This window comes from Arthrobacter sp. Soil_C_49, assembly GCF_057656635.1.
Map to the genome: position 1 here is coordinate 314,981 of NZ_JBDGJZ010000002.1, position 19,625 is coordinate 334,605.

Consider the following 19,625-nt stretch of genomic DNA (forward strand, 5'->3'; position numbering starts at 1 on the left):
CTAGACCTTCCGGAGCAGCATGCGGCGGATGGAATGGTCCATGTCCTTGGTCAGCACCAGCTGGGCCCGGCCGCGCGTGGGGAGGACGTTCTCCTCCAGGTTGGGTTCATTGATGCGCTTCCAGATGTCGCGCGCGGTGCTCTCAGCCTCATCATCGGACAGGCTCGCATACCGGTGGAAGTAGGACTCCGGCTGGGCGAAGGCCGTGCTGCGCAGCTTGCGGAACCTGTCCACGTACCACTCTTCAATAAATGAAGTCTTGGCGTCCACATAGATGGAGAAGTCGAAGAAATCGCTCAGCGCCAGCCCCTGCTTGCCGTCATGCCTCGGCCGGGCCGGGGCCAGGACGTTGAGCCCTTCCACGATCAGCACGTCGGGGCGGCGGACCACCACTTCCTTGCCGGGGACGATGTCGTAGGTGACGTGCGAGTACCAGGGCGCCCGCACTTCCTCGGCGCCGCTCTTGATTTCGCTCACAAACCGCAGCAGTGCACGACGGTCGTAGGACTCCGGGAAGCCCTTGCGCTCCAGCAGCTGCCGCCGCTTCAACTCGGCCAGAGGGTACAGGAAACCGTCCGTGGTGATAAGTTCCACATTGGGGGTGCCGGGCCAGCGGCGGAGCATTTCACGAAGCACGCGGGCGATGGTCGACTTGCCCACGGCCACCGAGCCAGCCACGCCGATCACAAAGGGGGTGCGCTGGGTCTGCTCGCCCAGGAACGTGGTGGTGGCGGCATGCAGCTGGCCGGCGGCTTCAACATAGAGGTGCAGGAGCCGGGAAAGCGGAAGGTAGACCTCCCGGACTTCCTTCAGGTCCAGGGGATCGCCAAGGCCGCGGAGACGGAAAATATCCTCCTCGTTGAGGGGCTGTTCCATCTCATCTGCGAGCCGGGACCAGGTCTGCCGGTCCAGCTCAACGAACGGGGAGACACCTTCGCCGTTCGCGTCGTTGCGTTGCACAGTCACTTTAGAGATTCTGCCCCCAGCCCGGCCGAGAGCGAAATGCGGGTGAGCTGGAGCACACTGGCTGGCGCAACGAAACCGGCTACACGGGCGGCCGCCTGGTTTAGATCTGACGGCCCCTGCCGATAGTCTTTAGCGTATGTGTGGAATCGTAGGATACGTGGGCCGTTCTGTTAACGGCGGAAGTTCTGTTAACGGCGGAAGCCACAGTGCGCTGGATGTGGTCCTTGAGGGACTGCGCCGCCTGGAGTACCGGGGCTACGACTCCGCGGGAGTTGCTGTAGTTTCGGAAGGCTCCATCGAGTCCCGGAAGAAGTCGGGCAAGCTGAGCAACCTGATTGCTGAGCTGGAGGAACACCCGCTCCCGGAGACGGTGACCGGAATCGGGCATACCCGCTGGGCCACGCACGGCGGGCCGACGGACCGGAACGCGCACCCGCACCTGGCCGATAACGGCAAGCTTGCCGTGATCCACAACGGCATCATCGAAAACTTCGCCGAGCTCAAGCTCGAGCTGCTCGAAAAGGGCGTCACCTTCCTCTCCGAGACGGACACCGAGGTGGCCGCGGCGCTGCTCGCGGACATCTTCCGGAACAAGCTTGGCGGCGACGTGTCCGACGGCGGTCTGACCCGCGCCATGGAGCTGGCCTGCCAGCGGCTCGAGGGCGCCTTCACCCTCCTTGCGGTCCACGCTGACCAGCCCAACGTCGTTGTGGCGGCCCGCCGCAACTCACCCCTGGTGGTGGGCCTGGGCGATGGGGAGAACTTCCTGGGCTCGGACGTGTCCGGCTTCATCGATTACACCCGCCGGGCGGTGGAACTGGGCCAGGACCAGATTGTCACCATCACCGCGGACACCGTGGACATCACCGATTTCTTCGGCAACCCGGCCGCCGGCAAGGAATACCACGTGGACTGGGACCCGGCCTCTGCCAAGAAGGGCGGCTTCAGCTCCTTCATGGAAAAGGAAATCCATGACCAGCCCGACGCCGTGGCGCAGACCCTGCTGGGACGTTCGGACCTGGACGGCAAGCTGACCCTGAACGAGCTCCGGATCGATCCGGAACTGCTCAAGCAGGTCAACAAGATTGTGGTCCTGGCCTGTGGCACCGCCGCGTACGCCGGCACGGTGGCGAAGTACGCCATTGAGAACTGGTGCCGGATCCCCACCGAGGTGGAGCTCGCCCACGAGTTCCGCTACCGGGACCCGATCCTGGACGAGAACACCCTAGTGGTGTCCATCAGCCAGTCGGGCGAAACGATGGACACCCTGATGGCCGTCCGCTACGCCCGGGAACAGGGCGCGAAGACCATCTCGATCTGCAACACCAACGGCTCCACCATCCCGCGCGAATCCGACGCCGTGCTGTACACGCACGCCGGCCCGGAAATCGCTGTCGCCTCGACCAAGGCGTTCCTGGCCCAGATCACTGCCGCATACCTGCTGGGCCTGTACCTGGCACAGCTGCGGGGGAACATCTTCTCCGGCCAAATCAAGGACGTCCTGGCGGACCTGGCCAAGATCCCGGACAAGATCCAGACCATCCTGGACAACGCCGGCCCGCTCCGCGAACTCGCCCGCAGCATGGCCAACGAGAACTCCGTACTGTTCCTGGGCCGGCACGTGGGCTACCCCGTGGCCCTCGAAGGCGCGCTCAAGCTGAAGGAAATCGCGTACATCCACGCCGAAGGCTTCGCCGCCGGAGAGCTCAAGCACGGCCCCATCGCCCTGATCGATGAAGGCAAGCCGGTGTTCGTGATTGTCCCGTCCCCGCGCGGCCGCGAATCGCTGCACGCCAAGGTGATCAGCAACATCCAGGAAGTCCGTGCCCGCGGCGCCCGCACCCTGGTCATCGCCGAGGAAGGCGACGAAGCCGTGAAGGCCTACGCCGAACACGTCTTCTACGTCCCCGAGACCCCCACCTTGCTCATGCCGCTGCTGACCACAGTCCCGCTGCAGATTTTCGCCGCGGAACTCGCCGCAGCCAAGGGCTACGACGTGGACCAGCCCCGCAACCTCGCCAAGAGCGTGACGGTCGAGTAACTCCTCTTCACTCATAGCGGAAACCCCGGGTCCACCAGCCCCGGGGTTTCCGCTTTTAGCGGCTCCTGCGCTGCCCGGTGGTCCGGCCAGTAACGTGCGTCACCGTAGAATAAGCCGCATGATTGTTGGCATTGGCGTAGACGTTGTAGACATCGAGCGGTTCGGCCGCCAGCTTGAGCGCACCCCCGGCCTCCGGGACCGTTTGTTCGTTCCCGCCGAGCGCGAGCTGAACACCCGGTCCCTCGCCGCGCGCTTTGCCGCGAAGGAAGCTGTGGCCAAGGTCCTCGGTGCGCCGGCCGGCATGAACTGGCAGGACTGCTGGATCGGGCTGGACCACAACGGCCCCACCGTCCAGGTCAAGGGCACCGTACTGGCCGTCGCCGAGGCCAAGGGCGTCAAGCGGTGGCACCTCTCCATCAGCCATGACGGCGGCATCGCCACGGCCACGGTCCTGGCCGAAGGCTGAACCGGCGGGCCACCGCCACTGACACCGTGATCAGCGCCTACACCGGAAAACAGGTCCGGCAAGCCGAGGAACCCCTCCTCGCTGCCGGACTTGGTGATGTCCTCATGCAGCGCGCCGCCCACGGCTTGGCCAACGCAGTTGTACGGGAACTTAGATCCTGCGGGCGGCGGACGTACGGCGCCAGCGTTGCCGTGCTCACCGGCAAAGGCAACAACGGCGGGGACGGTCTCTACGCCGCCGCTTTCCTTGCCGCCCGCGGGATGCGTACGACGGCGATACTCACCTCAGACTCCGCCCATCCCCAGGCTTTGGCTGCTTTTGAGCGGGCCGGCGGCCGTGTCCGGCACCTGAGTGACGCCACACTTGGTGGCCTGGCCGCAGAGGCCGCGGGCGCCGACGTCGTGATCGATGCAGTGCTGGGAACGGGTGCGGAAGGCGGCCTGCGGGGGAGCACCGCGGATCTGGTCGGTGCCATCGCGGAAGCCCGCGCCGAAGTCCTTGTGGTCGCGTGCGATCTGCCCAGCGGCGTTGACGCCGATTCCGGCGCGGTGTCGGCTCCCGTGCTCGCCGCGGACCTGACGGTGACCTTCGGCGCAGCCAAAACGGGCCTGCTGGCCGATCCCGGCGCCGACTACGCCGGCCGGGTAGAAGTGGTGCCCATCGGCATCGAGGAGCACCTCGACCGGCCCGGACTGCGCAGGCTCGAGGACGCTGACGTTGCCCGCCTCCTGCCGCACCCGGCCCGGCGGGCCCATAAATACTCACGCGGAGTCCTGGGAGTGGTGGCCGGCTCGGGGGACTATCCCGGCGCAGCTGTGCTCGCCTGCCGGGGCGCCCTTGCCGCCGGTGCAGGGATGGTTCGGTACCTGGGGCCGCCCGAGGTTGCGGATCTGGTCCGCCGATCCTGCCCCGAGGTCGTCTGCAGTACAGGTGCTGTCGCCGACAACAGGGTCCAGGCCTGGCTGGTGGGCTCCGGCATGGGGCCGGACGACCACGACCAGCTGCAGCGCGCCCGGGACGCCGTCACCTCCGGCCTGCCCGTGGTGGCCGACGCCGGTGCCCTGCCCGCCCTTCCCGACGTCCTGGCCCCGAATGTGGTCCTGACCCCGCACGCCGGCGAGCTCGCCGCACTGCTGAAGAGGCTGGGCGGCGACGAGGACCGTGCCGCCGTGGAAGCCGGCACCTTTGCCGCCGTCCGCCGGGCAGCGGCGCTGACCGGTGCCACCGTCCTGCTCAAAGGCGCCACCACGCTGGTGGCAGCACCGGCCGGGGACGTGTTCAGCCAGGCGGACGGTACGCCGTGGCTCGCCACGGCCGGCAGCGGTGACGTCCTGGCCGGCGTCATCGGCGCGCTGCTCGCCCAGGCGGATTCCGACGTCGGCCGCCTCCGGGAGATGGGCGTGGAACCCGAGCAGCGCTGGGCAGCAGTGGCCGCGCTGGGAGCGGCACTGCACGGCAAGGCAGGGAGGGCGGCGTCGGATGCTGTCAGTGGCGGTCCGATCGCTGCTGGCGGAATCGCGGCTGCCTTACCCGGCGTATGGGGTAAAGTAAGCACGCTTAGTAACTCCGGGGTCCGGAAACGTAATAGTCACACCTTGCCATTACGGTAGGCATTAGTTCGCACCTGCAGTAGGGGCCCTTTTCTTTTACTGCGGAATTACAAAGAGGAGCATTATGGAAGTCTGGCCTGGATCGGCTTACCCCCTTGGCGCCACGTACAACGGAACCGGCACCAACTTTGCCCTGTTCAGCGAACGAGCAGAAAAAGTCGAGCTCTGCCTCTTCGATGAGGACGGCAAGGAAACCCGCATTCCCCTGGACGAGGTGGACGGGTACGTCTGGCACTGCTACATCCCGCAGATCCAGCCCGGCCAGAAGTACGGCTACCGGGTCCACGGCCCGTACGACCCCGCGTCCGGCAACCGCTTCAACCCCAACAAGCTCCTGTTGGACCCCTACGCCAAGGCGGTCCACGGCCAGGTGGACTGGGACCCGTCGCTGTTCACCTACAACCTGGGCGAGCCGGACTCGATCAACAACGAGGACTCCGCCAGCCACATGATGATGGGCGTGGTCATCAACCCGTTCTTCGACTGGGACGGGGACCAGAACCTGCGGATTCCCTACCACCAGTCGGTCATCTACGAAGCGCACGTCAAGGGCCTCACCCAGCTGCACCCGGAAATTCCCGAGGAACAGCGCGGCACGTACGCCGGCGTGGCCCACCCCGCCGTCATTTCCCACCTGCAGAAGCTGGGCGTCACCGCCATCGAACTCATGCCCGTGCACCAGTTCGTCAATGACGGCACCCTGCAGGACAAGGGCCTGAACAACTACTGGGGCTACAACACCATCGGCTTCTTCGCCCCGCAGAACACCTACAGCTCCACCGGCGACACCGGCCAGCAGGTCCAGGACTTCAAGGCGATGGTCCGTTCGCTGCACAAGGCCGGCATCGAGGTCATCCTGGACGTGGTGTACAACCACACAGCCGAAGGCAACCACCTGGGCCCCACGCTGTCCTTCAAGGGCATCGACAACGCCGCCTACTACCGGTTGATGGAGGGCGACGAGAAGCACTACATGGACTACACCGGTACCGGCAACTCGCTGAACGTCCGCCAGCCGCACTCCCTGCAGCTGCTGATGGACTCGCTGCGCTACTGGGTGACCGAGATGCACGTGGACGGCTTCCGCTTCGACCTCGCCTCCACCCTGGCCCGCGAGTTCTACGACGTGGACAAGCTCTCCACCTTCTTCGAACTCATCCAGCAGGACCCGGTGGTCTCCCAGGTCAAGCTCATCGCCGAGCCCTGGGACGTCGGCCCCGGCGGCTACCAGGTGGGCAACTTCCCGCCGCAGTGGACGGAATGGAACGGCAAGTACCGCGACACCGTCCGGGACTTCTGGCGCGGCGAGCCCGCCACCCTGGGCGAGTTTGCCTCCCGCATCACCGGTTCAGCGGACCTCTACGAGCACTCCGGCCGCCGCCCCGTGGCGTCCATCAACTTCGTCACCGCCCACGACGGCTTCACCCTGGCGGACCTGGTGTCCTACAACGAGAAGCACAACGACGCCAACGGCGAGGGCAACAACGACGGCGAGTCCCACAACCGGTCCTGGAACTGCGGCGTTGAGGGCCCCACTGAAGATCCCGAAGTCCTGTCACTGCGGGCCCGCCAGCAGCGGAACTTCATCGCCTCGCTGCTGCTCTCCCAGGGCGTCCCCATGCTCCTGCACGGCGACGAGCTGGGACGCACCCAGCAGGGCAACAACAACGGCTACTGCCAGGACTCCGAGCTGACCTGGATCAACTGGGACAGCATCGACCAGCCGCTGGTGGAATTCACCGCTGCCGTCAACGCCCTCCGCGCCAAGCACCCCACCTTCCGCCGCAGCCGGTTCTTTGACGGCCGGCCAGTCCTGCGGGGCGAGGGCGAGCGGCTGCCGGACATCGTATGGCTGGATCCCGACGGTGAAACCATGAAGCCGGAGGCCTGGGAAGCCGGTTTCGGCCGTTCGGTGGGCGTCTTCCTGAACGGAGACGGCATCCAGGGCAAGGACGCGCGCGGACGGCGGATTACCGACGTCAACTTCCTGCTGTACTTCAACGCGCATGACGACACCGTCAAGTTCACTCTGCCCTCAGACGAGTACGCGCCGGCCTGGGACATCATTATCGACACCGCCGGGCAAAACGCTGACACCGAGCCGGTCAACGCCGGGCAGCCGCTGCCCGTGGAGGCCAAGTCACTGGTGGTCCTGCGCGCCCACACCGTTGAGGAAGTCGAGCCCGACCACTCGGTCGCGGCATCCCTGGCCGCCCTGACCCAGACCTCCACCAGCGAGACCGAATCCCTCAGCAACCCCATGGTGGCAGAGCCGGGAAAGACCACCAAGATTGGAGCGCGGAAGGTAAAGGACAAGTGAGAGTCCCGGCCTCGACCTACCGCCTGCAGATCCGCCGCAGCTTCACCCTGTTTGATGCTGCGGACAAAGTTCCCTACCTGAAATCGCTGGGTGTGGACTGGGTCTACCTTTCGCCCATCCTTACTGCGGAGCAGGGCTCGGACCACGGCTATGACGTGACCGATCCTTCCGCCGTGGATCCTGAGCGCGGGGGCCCCGAAGGGCTGCTCGCCCTGTCCAAAGCTGCCCGCGAGCACGGCATGGGTGTCCTGGTGGATATCGTGCCCAACCATGTGGGCGTCGCGACTCCGGTGCAGAACCCCTGGTGGTGGTCCCTCCTGAAGGAAGGGCAGGGCTCACCCTACGCGGAGGCGTTCGACGTCGAGTGGGACCTCGCCGGCGGAAAAATCCGGCTGCCCATGCTGGGTTCGGACGAAGACCTGGACAAGCTGGAGATCAAGGACGGCGAGCTCCGCTACTACGACCACCGCTTCCCGATCGCCGAAGGCACCTATGCCGACGGCGACACTCCCCAGGAGGTGCACAGCCGCCAGCACTACGAGCTGATCGGCTGGCGCCGGGCGGACGCCGAGCTGAACTACCGGCGCTTCTTCGCGGTCACCACGCTGGCCGGGATCCGGGTGGAGACCCCGCGCGTGTTTGAGGAAGCCCATGCCGAGGTGGGCCGCTGGTTCCGCGAGGGGCTGGTGGACGGTCTGCGCGTGGACCACCCGGACGGCCTGGCCGATCCCGGCGGCTACCTGCGCTGGCTGAAGGACCTCAGCGGCGGGGCCTACATCCTGGTGGAGAAGATCCTGGAGCCGGGAGAGACCCTGCCGCAGGACTTCGCCACCGAAGGAACCACCGGGTACGACGCACTGGCTGACGTGGACCGGGTATTTGTTGATCCGGCCGGCGAACAGCCGCTCAATGAGCTTGATGCGAAGCTCCGGGAGGCTGCAGCCCCCGCGGACTACGCCGAGATGATCCGTGGCACCAAGCGGATGATCGCCGACGGCATCCTCCGGTCCGAGGTGCTGCGGCTGGCGCGCCTGGTGCCGGAGCACCACGGGCTTTCAGTGGAACAGGCTGCTGACGCCCTGGCCGAAATCATCGCCGCCTTCCCGGTGTACCGCAGCTACCTGCCCACCGGGGCGGAAATCCTCAAGGAAGCCTGCGAGTCGGCCGCGGCCCGCCGGCCCGAGCTGGAGGTTGCGGTGGGAACGCTGCTGCCGCTGCTCCTGGACCCGGCCAATCCCATCGCGGTCCGGTTCCAGCAGACCTCGGGAATGGTCATGGCCAAGGGCGTGGAAGACACCGCTTTCTACCGCTACACCCGGCTGGGCACGCTGACAGAGGTGGGCGCTGAACCTACCGAATTCTCCGTGTCCACCGAGGAGTTCCACCAGCGGATGATTCGCCGGCAGGAACAGCTTCCGCTCTCCATGACCACGCTGTCCACGCACGACACCAAGCGCAGTGAGGATGCCAGGGCGCGGATTTCGGTCATTGCCGAACTGCCCCGGGAGTGGGCGGCCACCCTGAACACGCTCCGCGAGCTGGCGCCGATTCCGGATGGCCCGTACGAAAACCTGCTGTGGCAGGCCATCGTGGGAGCCTGGCCGGCAAGCAGAGAGCGGCTCCAGGGCTATGCCGAAAAAGCTGCCCGGGAAGCAGGCAATTCCACAAAGTGGACGGACCCCAACGAGGAGTTCGAGTCGAGCGTCAAGGTTGCGGTAGATGCGGTGTTCGACGAGCCCCGCGTCACCCAGGTGGTGGAGGACTTTGTTGCACGGATCGATGCCTACGCCGCGTCCAACTCCGTATCCGCCAAGCTGGTCCAGCTGACCATGCCCGGCGTCCCGGACGTTTACCAGGGCAGCGAGTTCTGGGAACGCTCGCTGACTGACCCGGACAACCGGCGGCCGGTGGACTTCGAGGTCCGGCAGCAGGAGCTGGCAAAGCTCGACGGCGGCCAGTTGCCTAAGGCGGGAACGGAAGCGAGCAAGCTTCTGGTCACCTCGCGCGCACTCCGATTGCGCCGCGACCGGCCGGAACTGTTCCGGGACTACAGCCCCGGGACGGCCTCCGGCGCGGCGGCCGGGCACCTGCTCGCGTTCCACCGCGGCTCAGCAGGCGCTCCCGCTGCGCTGACGCTGGCCACCCGGCTGCCCGCAGGACTGGCGGCCGGCGGCGGCTGGCGGGACACCGCCGTCGAACTTTCCACTGCCATGCGTGACGAGCTCACCGGCGCTGCATACGGTCCCGGGAGCGTTTCAGTGGCAGAGGTCCTGGGTACCTACCCCGTGGCTTTGCTGGTACCGGCGGATGGAGAACAGGCATGACCCTCGTCAACAGCGGGCCCGGACGTTTCGACGTCTGGGCCCCGGAGGCGCAATCGGTGATCCTGCAGGCGAACGGCCGGCAGTATCCGATGCTGAAGAAGGAGACAGCGCCCGGCCAGGAGGGGTGGTGGACCGCGCCGGACGCCCCGGGTGAGGGCGAGGTGGACTACGGCTACCTGCTGGACGGGGACGGCCACCCGCTGCCCGATCCACGGTCACGGCGGCTGCCCGCCGGCGTCCACGAGCTGTCCCGCACCTTTGACCCGGCCGCCTACAGCTGGCAGGACGCGGGCTGGAACGGCAAGGACCTGCAGGGCTCCGTCATCTACGAACTGCATGTGGGCACGTTCACGCCCGAGGGCACGTTGGACGCCGCCGCCGGAAAGCTCGGCTACCTGGCGGACCTGGGCGTCGACTTCGTGGAGCTGCTGCCCGTCAACGGCTTCAACGGAACCCACAACTGGGGTTACGACGGCGTGCAGTGGTACGCGGTCCACGAGGGGTACGGCGGGCCGGAGGCCTACCAGCGGTTTGTGGATGCAGCCCACGCAGCGGGGCTCGGCGTCATCCAGGACGTGGTGTACAACCACCTCGGCCCCAGCGGAAACTACCTGCCTAAGTTCGGCCCGTACCTGAAGCAAGGAGACGCCAACACCTGGGGCGACTCCGTGAACCTGGACGGCCCCGGCTCGGACGTGGTGCGGGAGTACATCCTGGACAACCTGGCGCTGTGGCTCCGGGACTACCACGTGGACGGGCTCCGGCTGGATGCAGTGCACGCCCTGCCCGATGAGCGGGCCGTACACATCCTGGAGGAATTCGGTGCCCTGGGCGACGCCATCTCGGCCGAAACCGGGCTGCCCAAGACCCTGATCGCGGAGTCGGACCTGAACAACCCGCGCCTGATCTACCCGCGCGACGCCAACGGCTACGGCCTGGACGGGCAGTGGAGCGACGACTTCCACCACGCCGTGCACGTCAATGTCAGCGGCGAGACCACCGGGTACTACGCGGATTTCCAGTCCCTGTCGGTCCTGGCGAAGGTTTTGAAGGACGGGTTCCTGCATGACGGCAGCTACTCAAGCTTCCGCGGCCGGCACCACGGCAGGCCCATCAATGCGGCCCTGGCCCAGCCCGCTGCATTGGTGGTCTGCAACCAGAACCACGACCAGATCGGCAACCGGGCAACCGGGGACCGGCTCTCGCAGTCGCTGTCCTACGGGCAGCTGGCCGTGGCCGCCGTGCTCACGCTGACGTCGCCGTTCACGCCCATGCTGTTTATGGGCGAGGAGTTCGCCGCGAGCACGCCCTGGCAGTTCTTCACCTCGCACCCGGAACCGGAGCTGGGCAAGGCCACCGCGGAAGGCCGCATCAAGGAGTTCGAGCGCATGGGGTGGGATCCCGCCGTCGTGCCCGATCCCCAGGATCCGGAAACCTTCCGCCGGTCCAAGCTGGACTGGAACGAAGCCACGGTCGGGGACCACGCGCGGCTCCTGGAGCTTTACCGCTCACTTACGGCACTGCGCCGGGAGCATCCGGAACTTGCCGGCCTTGGCTTCGGAGAGACGGACGTGACGTTCGACGACGACGAGGGCTGGCTGCGGTTCCGGCGGGGCAGCGTGGAGGTACTGCTGAACTTCTCCGACGCCAAGCAGCGGCTGGACGACGTTTCGGGGACAGTCCTTCTGGCCACCGACGAGGGAACAGGCCTTGACGGCGACGCCCTCGCCCTGGCTCCGTGGAGCGCAGCAATCCTGGAATCCTGATTCCTGCCGGAAGTTACGCCGCGGGCTGCGCTCTGTCAGCCCGCGGCGTAACTTTCCCCACCACCCTCTGTAGCGCCGGTCACAACTGGCAGGATGGAACGTATGACTTATTCCGCGGCGGAAAACCGCTACGAATCCATGCCCTACCGCCGGGTGGGCCGCAGCGGCCTGAAACTTCCGGCGATCTCCCTGGGACTCTGGCACAACTTCGGCGACGACAAGCGCTTCGACGAACAGCGGGCCATCCTGCGGCGCGCCTTCGACCTGGGCGTCAACCACTTCGACCTGGCCAACAACTACGGCCCGCCGGACGGCTCCGCCGAAACCAACTTCGGCCGGCACCTTCGGGATGACTTCAAGCCGTACCGTGACGAGCTGGTCATCTCCACCAAGGCCGGCTACTACATGTGGCCCGGCCCCTACGGCGAATGGGGCTCCCGCAAGTACTTGATCTCCAGCCTGGACCAGTCGCTGCAGCGCATGGGCCTGGACTATGTGGACATCTTTTACAGCCACCGGCCGGATCCCGAAACCCCGCTGGAAGAAACCATGGGTGCCCTGGATTACGCCGTGCGGTCCGGCAAGGCGCTCTACGCGGGCATCTCCTCCTACACCCCGGAGCAGACCCTCGAAGCAGCCCATATCCTGAAGGAACTCGGGACGCCGCTGCTGATCCACCAGCCCAGCTACTCCATGCTCAACCGGTGGACCGAGAACGGCAGCCCCAACCTGTACGAGGCACTGGACCAGGTGGGGGCGGGGTCCATCGCCTTCTCGCCGCTGGCCCAGGGCATGCTCACCAACCGCTACCTCAACGGCATTCCTGCCGACTCGCGCGCCGCCAAGGCCCGGTTCCTGTCCGAGGACGCCATCACGGACGAGAAGCTGGAGCGGATCCGCGGCCTGCACGCCATTGCCGAGGGCCGCGGCCAGACGCTGGCGCAGATGGCCATCGCCTGGATCCTGCGGGACCAGCCGAAGGGTTCGCCGGTGACCTCGGCCCTGGTGGGCGCGTCCAGCGTCGCACAACTGGAGGACACTCTGTCCGCCATCAACAACCTTGAATTCACTGCAGACGAGTTGACTGCCATCGACGAGTTTGCCGTGGAATCGGACATCAACCTCTGGAAACAGCCCGTCTGATATCCACCCTGTCATTCCAATAGGCGGGACGGGGGAACAAGTCCCCGTCCCGCTCTGTTGGGTACTATGGAAAGGCGCCGCGCGGCGCCGAGCCTGCCGGCCGACGTCGTACTTCCCTCGAAGCCGAAACCGGCCGGCTGACGTTTGTCCTAAAGGAGTTCCGTGTCTTCACATCCGATTCGTGTTGCAATCGTCGGCGTAGGAAACTGCGCCGCTTCGCTGGTCCAGGGCGTCCACTACTACAAGGACGCTGACCCCAAGGCCACGATTCCGGGCCTGATGCACGTTGAGTTCGGCCAGTACCACGTGGGTGATGTTGAATTCGTCGCCGCGTTTGATGTTGACGGCAAGAAGGTTGGCGTTGACCTTGCCGATGCCATCCTGGCCAGCGAAAACAACACCATCAAGATCGCCGACGTGCCGCCCACCGGTGTCACCGTCCAGCGCGGCCACACCCTCGACGGCCTCGGCAAGTACTACCTCGAGACCATCGAGCAGTCCACCGAAGAGCCCGTGGACGTGGTCCAGGCACTCAAGGACGCCGCCGTTGACGTAATGGTCTGCTACCTGCCGGTTGGTTCGCAGGAAGCCGCCGAGTTCTACGCACAGTGCGCCATCGACGCCGGCGTTGCGTTCGTCAATGCCCTGCCCGTTTTCATCGCCGGCACCAAGGAATGGGCGGACAAGTTCACCGCCGCAGGCGTGCCGATCGTGGGCGACGACATCAAGAGCCAGATCGGCGCCACCATCACCCACCGTGTCATGGCCAAGCTGTTCGAAGACCGCGGTGTCACCCTGGACCGGACGTACCAGCTGAACGTCGGCGGCAACATGGACTTCAAGAACATGCTGGAGCGCGACCGCCTGGAGTCCAAGAAGATCTCCAAGACCCAGGCCGTCACCTCCAACGTCGAAGCCGAACTGGCTGCCAAGGACGTCCACATCGGCCCGTCCGATTACGTCCAGTGGCTCGATGACCGCAAGTGGGCCTTCGTCCGCCTCGAGGGCCGCAACTTCGGCGACGCCCCTGTTTCGCTCGAGTACAAGCTCGAGGTCTGGGACTCGCCCAACTCGGCCGGCGTGATCATCGACGCCATCCGCGCCGCCAAGATCGGCCTGGACCGCGGCATCGGCGGCCCGCTGCTCTCCGCATCGAGCTACTTCATGAAGTCCCCGCCGGAGCAGTTCAACGACGACCTCGCCCGCGACAAGGTGGAAGCCTTCATCCGCGGCGACCTGGAGCGCTAACCCCCTGCCGACGCCCGCTCACTTGTGGCCGGGTTCCCGGGGACGCGCGCTCAGTTGTGGCCGGGTTCCTAAGGACGCGCGCTCACTCGTGGCCGGGTTCCCGGGGACGCGCGCTCAGTTGTGACCGGGTTCCCGGGGACGCCCGCTCACTTGTGGCCGGGTTCCCCCGAGCGCTTCTCCGTTTCATGCGGGGAGGCGTTCGGCGTTTAAGGGCCTATTCCCGGGGGTGCAGCCGCCGGATGGCATGGCTGGCTTGGGCCAAGGCCAGCAGCTTGAGTATCAGTTGGGAATGCATATGCATGCCGATTGCAGCCGTCAGGATGACGTCGTCCGTGTCGTTCCCGGCCGTCGTCAGCTCAAGATCAAGTCCGGCGATCGCGTCAACGGCGCGGCTGTATTGGTTCAGAAGTTCCAGCGGGAGAGTAATGCCCAGCCCCTCCATCAAGGCGATGTGCCGGTCCAGGGCGTCGCGCGCATCGCTTTGCCCGTCGGGCCAATCCCGCATCCTTACGACGGCGTCTGCCGCCGCGGTGCGGGCGACGTTACCGGTGTCGGAGCCGAGCCCCAACACCACCCGTTGGACGTGGGCAAGCAGGGCAAGTTGCGGGACGCCGTCGTCCGCCAATGTCAAAATGCCGTGCACCTGTTCAATGCTGAGGCCCACGATCCTTCGCAAAGCATGGATAAGCTGCAGTCGCTTGATGTGTTTTGGCGAGTAGCTGGCACGCGTCGCATGAACCGTGTCACCAGGCGGCAGGAGGCCCTCACGAAGATAGAACTTGATGGTCGCTGGCGTGGTGCCGGCGGCCTCGCTCAGCTCCCTTAGCTGCATCCCGGTCCTCCGGCGACGGGATAGCTGCCTAAGCGACAGCTATCTTGACGTACTTTACTGGATAGTGGCTCTATCTTATTCGTATGGAGCACTGGACTGTACTGCTTGTCAGCCACGTGGTGGCCGCTCTTTTCGTACTGGCCGTCGGGCCCGTCCAGATTTTGCGAAGGCGGCGCGACCGCGTCCACCGCACAGTGGGGTATCTCTGGGTTGCCGCCATGTACTACGTGTGCTTGAGCAGCTTTGGCATCGTCTCCGAAGGGCACTTCAGTTGGCTGCATGGATTGTCCGCCTTTACCATCGTGACGGTGACCCTTGGTCTCGTGAGTGCAATCCGGCGCAATATTCCTGCACATCAAGGAAACATGATTGGAAGCTATATCGGCATTGCCATCGCGTTCGGTTTCGCTGTTGGCGTCCCCGGCCGCAGCATTCCACGGCTTCTCGCGGCTGACCCTGCCACCGCAGTGTACGTTGCCCTGCTCGTGGTGCTAGGCGTCGCGGTTGTCTACCTCTCAATGCTTCGTGGTGGGAAGGGGCCCAGCGTCGGAACGCATCCTGCCAGCAGCAAGCACGACGGCGGCGGGCGGCGCGGTGCCGAAGTTCCGGCAAGCGCCTCGCAGACTTAGGCCGTCACGAAACCTGATGCAGCAGCAGGGTCCACGGCAGAGCCCCTTAGTGCTCGCTTTATTCTTCTGAGGGCCCTCGCGAAATCGTCGTCCAGGTCCGCCTTGTCGAGGATGATGACGGACCATCCCGCCGCTTCGAACGCTTTGTCCCGGCGCCGATCGCTTAGCTGTTGGGGCTCCTGAAGGTGATGCCCGCCGTCGTACTGAATGGCAACCCGCCGCAGGCGGAAGCCGAGATCCGCCGACGGCGACCGCGCGTCACCAGGACGAAGGCTCAGTTGAAGCTCTGGCTCTGGAAGGCCGGCGTCCAGCATGGCGAGGCGGAGGAAGGTTTCGGGAGCGGAGTCCGCACCGACGCGCATCAGGCCCAGCGCTTGCCTGGCGCGGACCACGCCTTGGAAGTTTGGGTGCCGGGAGATCATGGTGCGCAGGCGGTCCACGCTCGCGTACGGGTGTTCCCTCCCTTCCAGGCCGGGCCGGGGAAACCTGATAAGTTCGTCGCCCATGGCCACCAGATCTTTCAAGGGCAGCAGCCTCGCCATGTCCAGCCAGGTACGCTCCCGGGTGCTCAGCCAAATGCCATCCACAAACTCCACTTCACCAGGGCCAACGAGGACCCTGTGCCCACGGATGCCTTTCCGGCGTGCCCCGGGAAGAGCCTTGGGCTTGCTGAGATGGAGTTCCGTGGAGTCGGAAAGCCACGCCGGCAGGCACGCATTCCGCAACCGTGCTGCCGTGACATGGGAAATCCAAGCCCCTGGCGTTGCCTCTGACAACGCGCGGGCGGCATCCTCAAGGTCAAAGTCCCATGTGGACGGGCGGTAGAGGCCTCGGCCAACATGAGCCACATCGGCGCGACGGAGACGGCCGCGGTTAAGGCCTGCGCTCCGCGCTTTCTCGACAGTGAACGGTTTGGCGGCCAGCTGGATCGGTAGGGGATGGAGGGATTGCATACTGCATTCTTATCCATGCAACGGACATGGCCTCCGAGTTATCCACAAGCTGCTGATCCCTTTGTTTAGCACCGTGGGACAGGACAGAAATCAGGTGAGCGCGGGTGGGGGAGAAGGCGGCCATATGTGAGCGCGGGTGGGGGAGAAGGCGGCCATATGTGAGCGCGGGTGTGGGAGAAGGCGGCCATATGTGAGCGCGGGTGGGGGAGAAGGCGGCCATATGTGAGCGCGGGTGGGGGAGAAGGCGGCCGTATGTGAGCGCGGGTCTGGGGGTGGGTCAGGTAAGGCCCACCGGGTTGCCCGCCACGTCCACGTCCATGCGCATCGCGGCGGGGTCGGGCGGCAGCCCGGGCATGGTCATCACGGCTCCGGTCAACGCAACGATGAACCCTGCTCCGGTCTTGGGCAGGAGGTCGCGTACGTGGATGGTGAAGCCCTTGGGCGCGCCCAGGCGTGAGGCGTCGTCGGTGAAGGAGTACTGGGTCTTGGCCATGCACACCGGCATATTGGACCAGCCATTCCGCTCGATATCGGCCAGCCGCTTCAGGGCGGGCACGGAAAACTCCACCCCGTCCGCCCCATAGATCTCCTGCGCGATGGTCCGGATCTTTTCCTCCACAGGCAGCTCCAGAGGGTACAGGTGCCGGAAGCTGTTCGTTCCGGCCACCACCTTGGCCACGAGGGCCGCGAGTTCGTCACCGCCATCGCCCCCGCCGCCGCGCCCCCAGACATCAGCGACGGCGGCCTGTACCCCCTCGGCAGCACACCACGCCAGCAACCACTCGAGCTCGTCGGCAGAGTCGGAAGAGAACCTGTTGATGGCCACTACCGGCGTCACGCCGAACTTTTCCACGTTCCGCACATGCCGGCGCAGGTTTTCCACCCCGGCCTCCAGTGCTGCCAGGTCCGGAAGCGTGAGCTGGTCCTTGGCCACCCCGCCCTGCATCTTCAGGGCACGCACGGTCGCTACTACCACCACTGCTGACGGGGCCAAGCCGCCGAACCGCGCCTTGATGTCCATAAACTTCTCGGCGCCCAGGTCGGCTCCAAATCCGGCTTCCGTCACAACGAAGTCCGCCAACCGCCGGGCCGTCTGGGTGGCGATCAGCGAGTTGCAGCCGTGGGCGATATTGGCGAAGGGCCCGCCGTGGACCAAAGCCGGCGTCCCGGCGATGGTCTGCACCAGGTTGGGTTTGATGGCCTCCTTGAGGAGCAGCGTCAGCGCACCCTGCACTCCGAGGTCGGCCACGGTGACGGGGGAGCGGTCATACGTGTAGCCGAACGTGATCCGGCCCAGGCGCCCGCGGAGATCGGCCAGGTCCGTCGAGAGGCAAAAAACGGCCATGATCTCGGACGCCACCGTGATGTCGAAACCGTCCTGGCGGGGGACCCCCTGCGCCGGTCCGCCCAAGCCAATCACCACTTCCCGCAAGGCCCTGTCGTTCATGTCCAGGACCCGTTTGAAGGTCATCCGCCGGGGATCGATGTTCAGTTCGTTGCCCTGGAAGATATGGTTGTCCACCAGCGCCATCAGGGCGTTGTTGGCCGACGTAATGGCATGAAAGTCGCCGGTGAAGTGCAGGTTGATTTCATCCATCGGCAGCACCTGGGAGTAGCCGCCGCCCGTGGCGCCGCCCTTCATCCCGAGGACCGGGCCCAGCGACGGCTCCCGGAGGGCGATCATCACCCGGTGCCCCGCCCTGGCCAGGGAATCGCCGAGCCCCACGGTGGTGGTGGACTTTCCTTCGCCGGCCGGGGTGGGGGACATGGCCGAGACCAGCACCACCTTCCCGTGCGGCGCGGGTGCCAACAGGGCGGCCGGGTCGATCTTGGCCTTGTACCGCCCGTAACGCTCCAGGGCTTCCGGATTGATCCCTGCGGCAGCGGCAATCTCGTCGATGGGCCGGATCCGGGCAGCCCTGGCTATCTCAAGATCAGTTGGAAGACCAGACATCTTTGTCCTTTCCTGCACCGGCCGGCGCCGGACACCTGCCCCTAAGCTAACAGCTGCGGACGGGATGAACGGCAGATCCAGGAGGCCGGATTCAGGAGGCGGGAAGGGCAGTTGCCAGATGCGGCCGCACAAAATTGTCGACGGCGTCATGGTAGCTTTCGAGCGTAATGGCGGCCGTGCGCTGCCACCCGGAGTTCTGGGCTCGGATGGCCGCGGCCCTGCCCATGTCCTCGCGGGTCACGGGATCGTCGTACAACGCCTCCAGCGCATCCGCCCAGTCTGCGGCGTGGTGGCCGTCCACCAGCAGCCCGGTCCGGCCGTGGAAGATGGCCCGGGACAGCCCGCCCACGCGGGTGGCCACCACGGGCGTGCCGCAGGCCTGCGCCTCAAGCGCTACCAAACCGAAGGACTCGCTGTAGGAGGGCATCACCACCACGTCCGCCGAACGGAACCAGGCCGCCAGCTCAGGTGCCTTGACCGGCGGAAGCTGCGTGACGACGTCGTCCATTCCAGCCTCCGCGACCAGGCGCCGCAGGTTGAATTCCTTGTTCCCGCTCAGCGAGCCCAGGATGGTGAGCCGAAGGTCGATGTCCGGGCGGCGGTCCCGAAGCAGCGCCGCCGCCTTCACCAGGACCTGCGGCCCTTTCAGCCGCTGGATCCGCCCTGCGAAAACCAGGTGGAACGTGTCCGGGCCGATACGGCGCTCAGTCCTGGACCGGGCCCGGAAGGCAGGAGTGAAGGTGCTCAGGTCCACCCCGGGCGGGGCAATATCGATCCGTTCGTACGATGCCCCGTAATGGGACACGAGCTCAGCGGCCTCTGCGCTGGTGTTGGCGATAAGCCGCGCGGCCCCGTCAACAATCCGGTGCTCACCCAGTTCGCGGCGGCGCGGCTCCGGCTGCTCACCGGACTGGAGCAGGAGGTTCTTGACCTTGGCCATAGTGTGCATGGTGTGCACCAGCGGCACGCCCCACAGTTCGGAAAGCTCCAGGCCGGCAATCCCGGATACCCAGTAGTGCGAGTGGATCACGTCGTAATGCCCGTGCGGCTGGCGGCCCCGGATCTGTTCGATCTCCTCCACCATGTGGTGCAGGAGGCCCGGCAGTTCTTCCTTGGGGATCTTCGTCGGCGGCCCGGCCAGGACGTTGTGGACACAGACGCCGGGATCCGGATGCTCGACGGCGGGCTGGCTGGCGGATGTGGAACGCGTGAAGATTTCCACTTCGATGCCGGCTTCGGCCAGGGCGGAGGCCAGTTCACGGATATAGACGTTCATACCGCCGGCATCGCCGGAACCGGGCTGCTCCATGGGGGAGGTGTGGAGGGACAGTAACGCCACCCTGCGGACAGGCGCCACGGGACCTCCTTCCGGC

At 65.9% G+C, this 19,625-nt stretch carries 14 protein-coding genes; 9 read left to right on the forward strand and 5 right to left on the reverse strand.

The window, feature by feature from the left end; genetic code table 11:
- Positions 1-966 (reverse strand): type I pantothenate kinase, encoded by a 966-nt coding sequence (gene coaA / locus AC3A4Z_RS04880; RefSeq protein WP_493969857.1) that lies wholly within the window; start codon positions 964-966, stop codon positions 1-3.
- A 136-nt stretch (positions 967-1,102) separates the two neighbouring features.
- Between coaA and glmS the strand changes: the two genes are divergently transcribed.
- The 8 genes from glmS (at position 1,103) to AC3A4Z_RS04920 (ending at position 13,884) form a co-directional block, all read left to right on the forward strand.
- Entirely contained in the window at positions 1,103-3,007 is a 1,905-nt protein-coding gene (gene glmS / locus AC3A4Z_RS04885; RefSeq protein ID WP_498710444.1) for a glutamine--fructose-6-phosphate transaminase (isomerizing), read from the forward strand.
- Between the two features lie 118 nt (positions 3,008-3,125).
- Complete coding sequence (locus AC3A4Z_RS04890; RefSeq protein WP_013601780.1) at positions 3,126-3,473, forward strand: holo-ACP synthase; 348 nt, start codon at positions 3,126-3,128, stop codon at positions 3,471-3,473.
- A gap of 26 nt (positions 3,474-3,499) precedes the next feature.
- The gene (locus AC3A4Z_RS04895; protein ID WP_498710446.1) at positions 3,500-5,083 is read left to right on the forward strand and encodes an NAD(P)H-hydrate dehydratase; all 1,584 of its coding nucleotides are present in this window, start codon (positions 3,500-3,502) and stop codon (positions 5,081-5,083) included.
- Positions 5,084-5,147: 64 nt separating this feature from the next.
- Positions 5,148-7,403: a glycogen debranching protein GlgX gene (gene glgX, locus AC3A4Z_RS04900; RefSeq protein ID WP_498710448.1), complete on the forward strand. Its 2,256-nt coding sequence runs from the start codon at positions 5,148-5,150 to the stop codon at positions 7,401-7,403.
- A complete protein-coding gene (gene treY / locus AC3A4Z_RS04905) occupies positions 7,400-9,727 on the forward strand; it encodes a malto-oligosyltrehalose synthase (RefSeq protein ID WP_498710449.1) in 2,328 nt (775 codons plus the stop codon). Before glgX ends, treY begins: the two co-directional genes overlap by 4 nt.
- On the forward strand, positions 9,724-11,493 hold the full coding sequence (treZ, locus tag AC3A4Z_RS04910; protein WP_498710450.1) for a malto-oligosyltrehalose trehalohydrolase: 1,770 nt from the start codon (positions 9,724-9,726) through the stop codon (positions 11,491-11,493). The genes treY and treZ overlap by 4 nt, the downstream gene beginning before the upstream one ends.
- 102 nt (positions 11,494-11,595) lie before the next feature.
- The gene (mgrA, locus tag AC3A4Z_RS04915; protein WP_498710451.1) at positions 11,596-12,636 is read left to right on the forward strand and encodes an L-glyceraldehyde 3-phosphate reductase; all 1,041 of its coding nucleotides are present in this window, start codon (positions 11,596-11,598) and stop codon (positions 12,634-12,636) included.
- 162 nt (positions 12,637-12,798) lie between these two features.
- The gene (locus tag AC3A4Z_RS04920; protein WP_498710452.1) at positions 12,799-13,884 is read left to right on the forward strand and encodes an inositol-3-phosphate synthase; all 1,086 of its coding nucleotides are present in this window, start codon (positions 12,799-12,801) and stop codon (positions 13,882-13,884) included.
- Between the two features lie 214 nt (positions 13,885-14,098).
- Here AC3A4Z_RS04920 and AC3A4Z_RS04925 read toward each other — a convergent pair whose 3' ends face one another.
- Positions 14,099-14,716, reverse strand: coding sequence for a MerR family transcriptional regulator (locus AC3A4Z_RS04925; protein WP_498710453.1), 618 nt, complete (start codon positions 14,714-14,716; stop codon positions 14,099-14,101).
- Positions 14,717-14,799: 83 nt separating this feature from the next.
- Between AC3A4Z_RS04925 and AC3A4Z_RS04930 the strand changes: the two genes are divergently transcribed.
- Positions 14,800-15,345, forward strand: coding sequence for a DUF2306 domain-containing protein (locus AC3A4Z_RS04930; RefSeq protein ID WP_498710454.1), 546 nt, complete (start codon positions 14,800-14,802; stop codon positions 15,343-15,345).
- Here the strand turns inward: AC3A4Z_RS04930 and AC3A4Z_RS04935 are convergent.
- The 3 genes from AC3A4Z_RS04935 to mshA all read right to left on the reverse strand — a co-directional run bounded on the left by AC3A4Z_RS04935 (position 15,342) and on the right by mshA (position 19,609).
- Positions 15,342-16,298, reverse strand: coding sequence for a hypothetical protein (locus tag AC3A4Z_RS04935; protein ID WP_498710455.1), 957 nt, complete (start codon positions 16,296-16,298; stop codon positions 15,342-15,344). The two genes, AC3A4Z_RS04930 and AC3A4Z_RS04935, sit on opposite strands and share 4 nt — an antisense overlap.
- Before the next feature lie 277 nt (positions 16,299-16,575).
- Positions 16,576-18,252 (reverse strand): formate--tetrahydrofolate ligase, encoded by a 1,677-nt coding sequence (locus tag AC3A4Z_RS04940; RefSeq protein ID WP_498710456.1) that lies wholly within the window; start codon positions 18,250-18,252, stop codon positions 16,576-16,578.
- A 91-nt stretch (positions 18,253-18,343) separates the two neighbouring features.
- Positions 18,344-19,609 (reverse strand): D-inositol-3-phosphate glycosyltransferase, encoded by a 1,266-nt coding sequence (gene mshA, locus AC3A4Z_RS04945; RefSeq protein WP_498710457.1) that lies wholly within the window; start codon positions 19,607-19,609, stop codon positions 18,344-18,346.
- Positions 19,610-19,625: the final 16 nt, after the last annotated feature.

Bases quoted from the DNA above. Each gene is read 5' to 3' on its own strand.
- glmS (WP_498710444.1), top strand. From the start codon at position 1,103: ATGTGTGGAATCGTAGGATACGTGGGCCGTTCTGTTAACGGCGGAAGT.
- AC3A4Z_RS04890 (WP_013601780.1), top strand. From the start codon at position 3,126: ATGATTGTTGGCATTGGCGTAGACGTTGTAGACATCGAGCGGTTCGGC.
- glgX (WP_498710448.1), top strand. From the start codon at position 5,148: ATGGAAGTCTGGCCTGGATCGGCTTACCCCCTTGGCGCCACGTACAAC.
- treZ (WP_498710450.1), top strand. From the start codon at position 9,724: ATGACCCTCGTCAACAGCGGGCCCGGACGTTTCGACGTCTGGGCCCCG.
- mgrA (WP_498710451.1), top strand. From the start codon at position 11,596: ATGACTTATTCCGCGGCGGAAAACCGCTACGAATCCATGCCCTACCGC.
- AC3A4Z_RS04925 (WP_498710453.1), bottom strand. From the start codon at position 14,716: ATGCAGCTAAGGGAGCTGAGCGAGGCCGCCGGCACCACGCCAGCGACC.
- AC3A4Z_RS04930 (WP_498710454.1), top strand. From the start codon at position 14,800: ATGGAGCACTGGACTGTACTGCTTGTCAGCCACGTGGTGGCCGCTCTT.
- AC3A4Z_RS04935 (WP_498710455.1), bottom strand. From the start codon at position 16,298: ATGCAATCCCTCCATCCCCTACCGATCCAGCTGGCCGCCAAACCGTTC.
- AC3A4Z_RS04940 (WP_498710456.1), bottom strand. From the start codon at position 18,252: ATGTCTGGTCTTCCAACTGATCTTGAGATAGCCAGGGCTGCCCGGATC.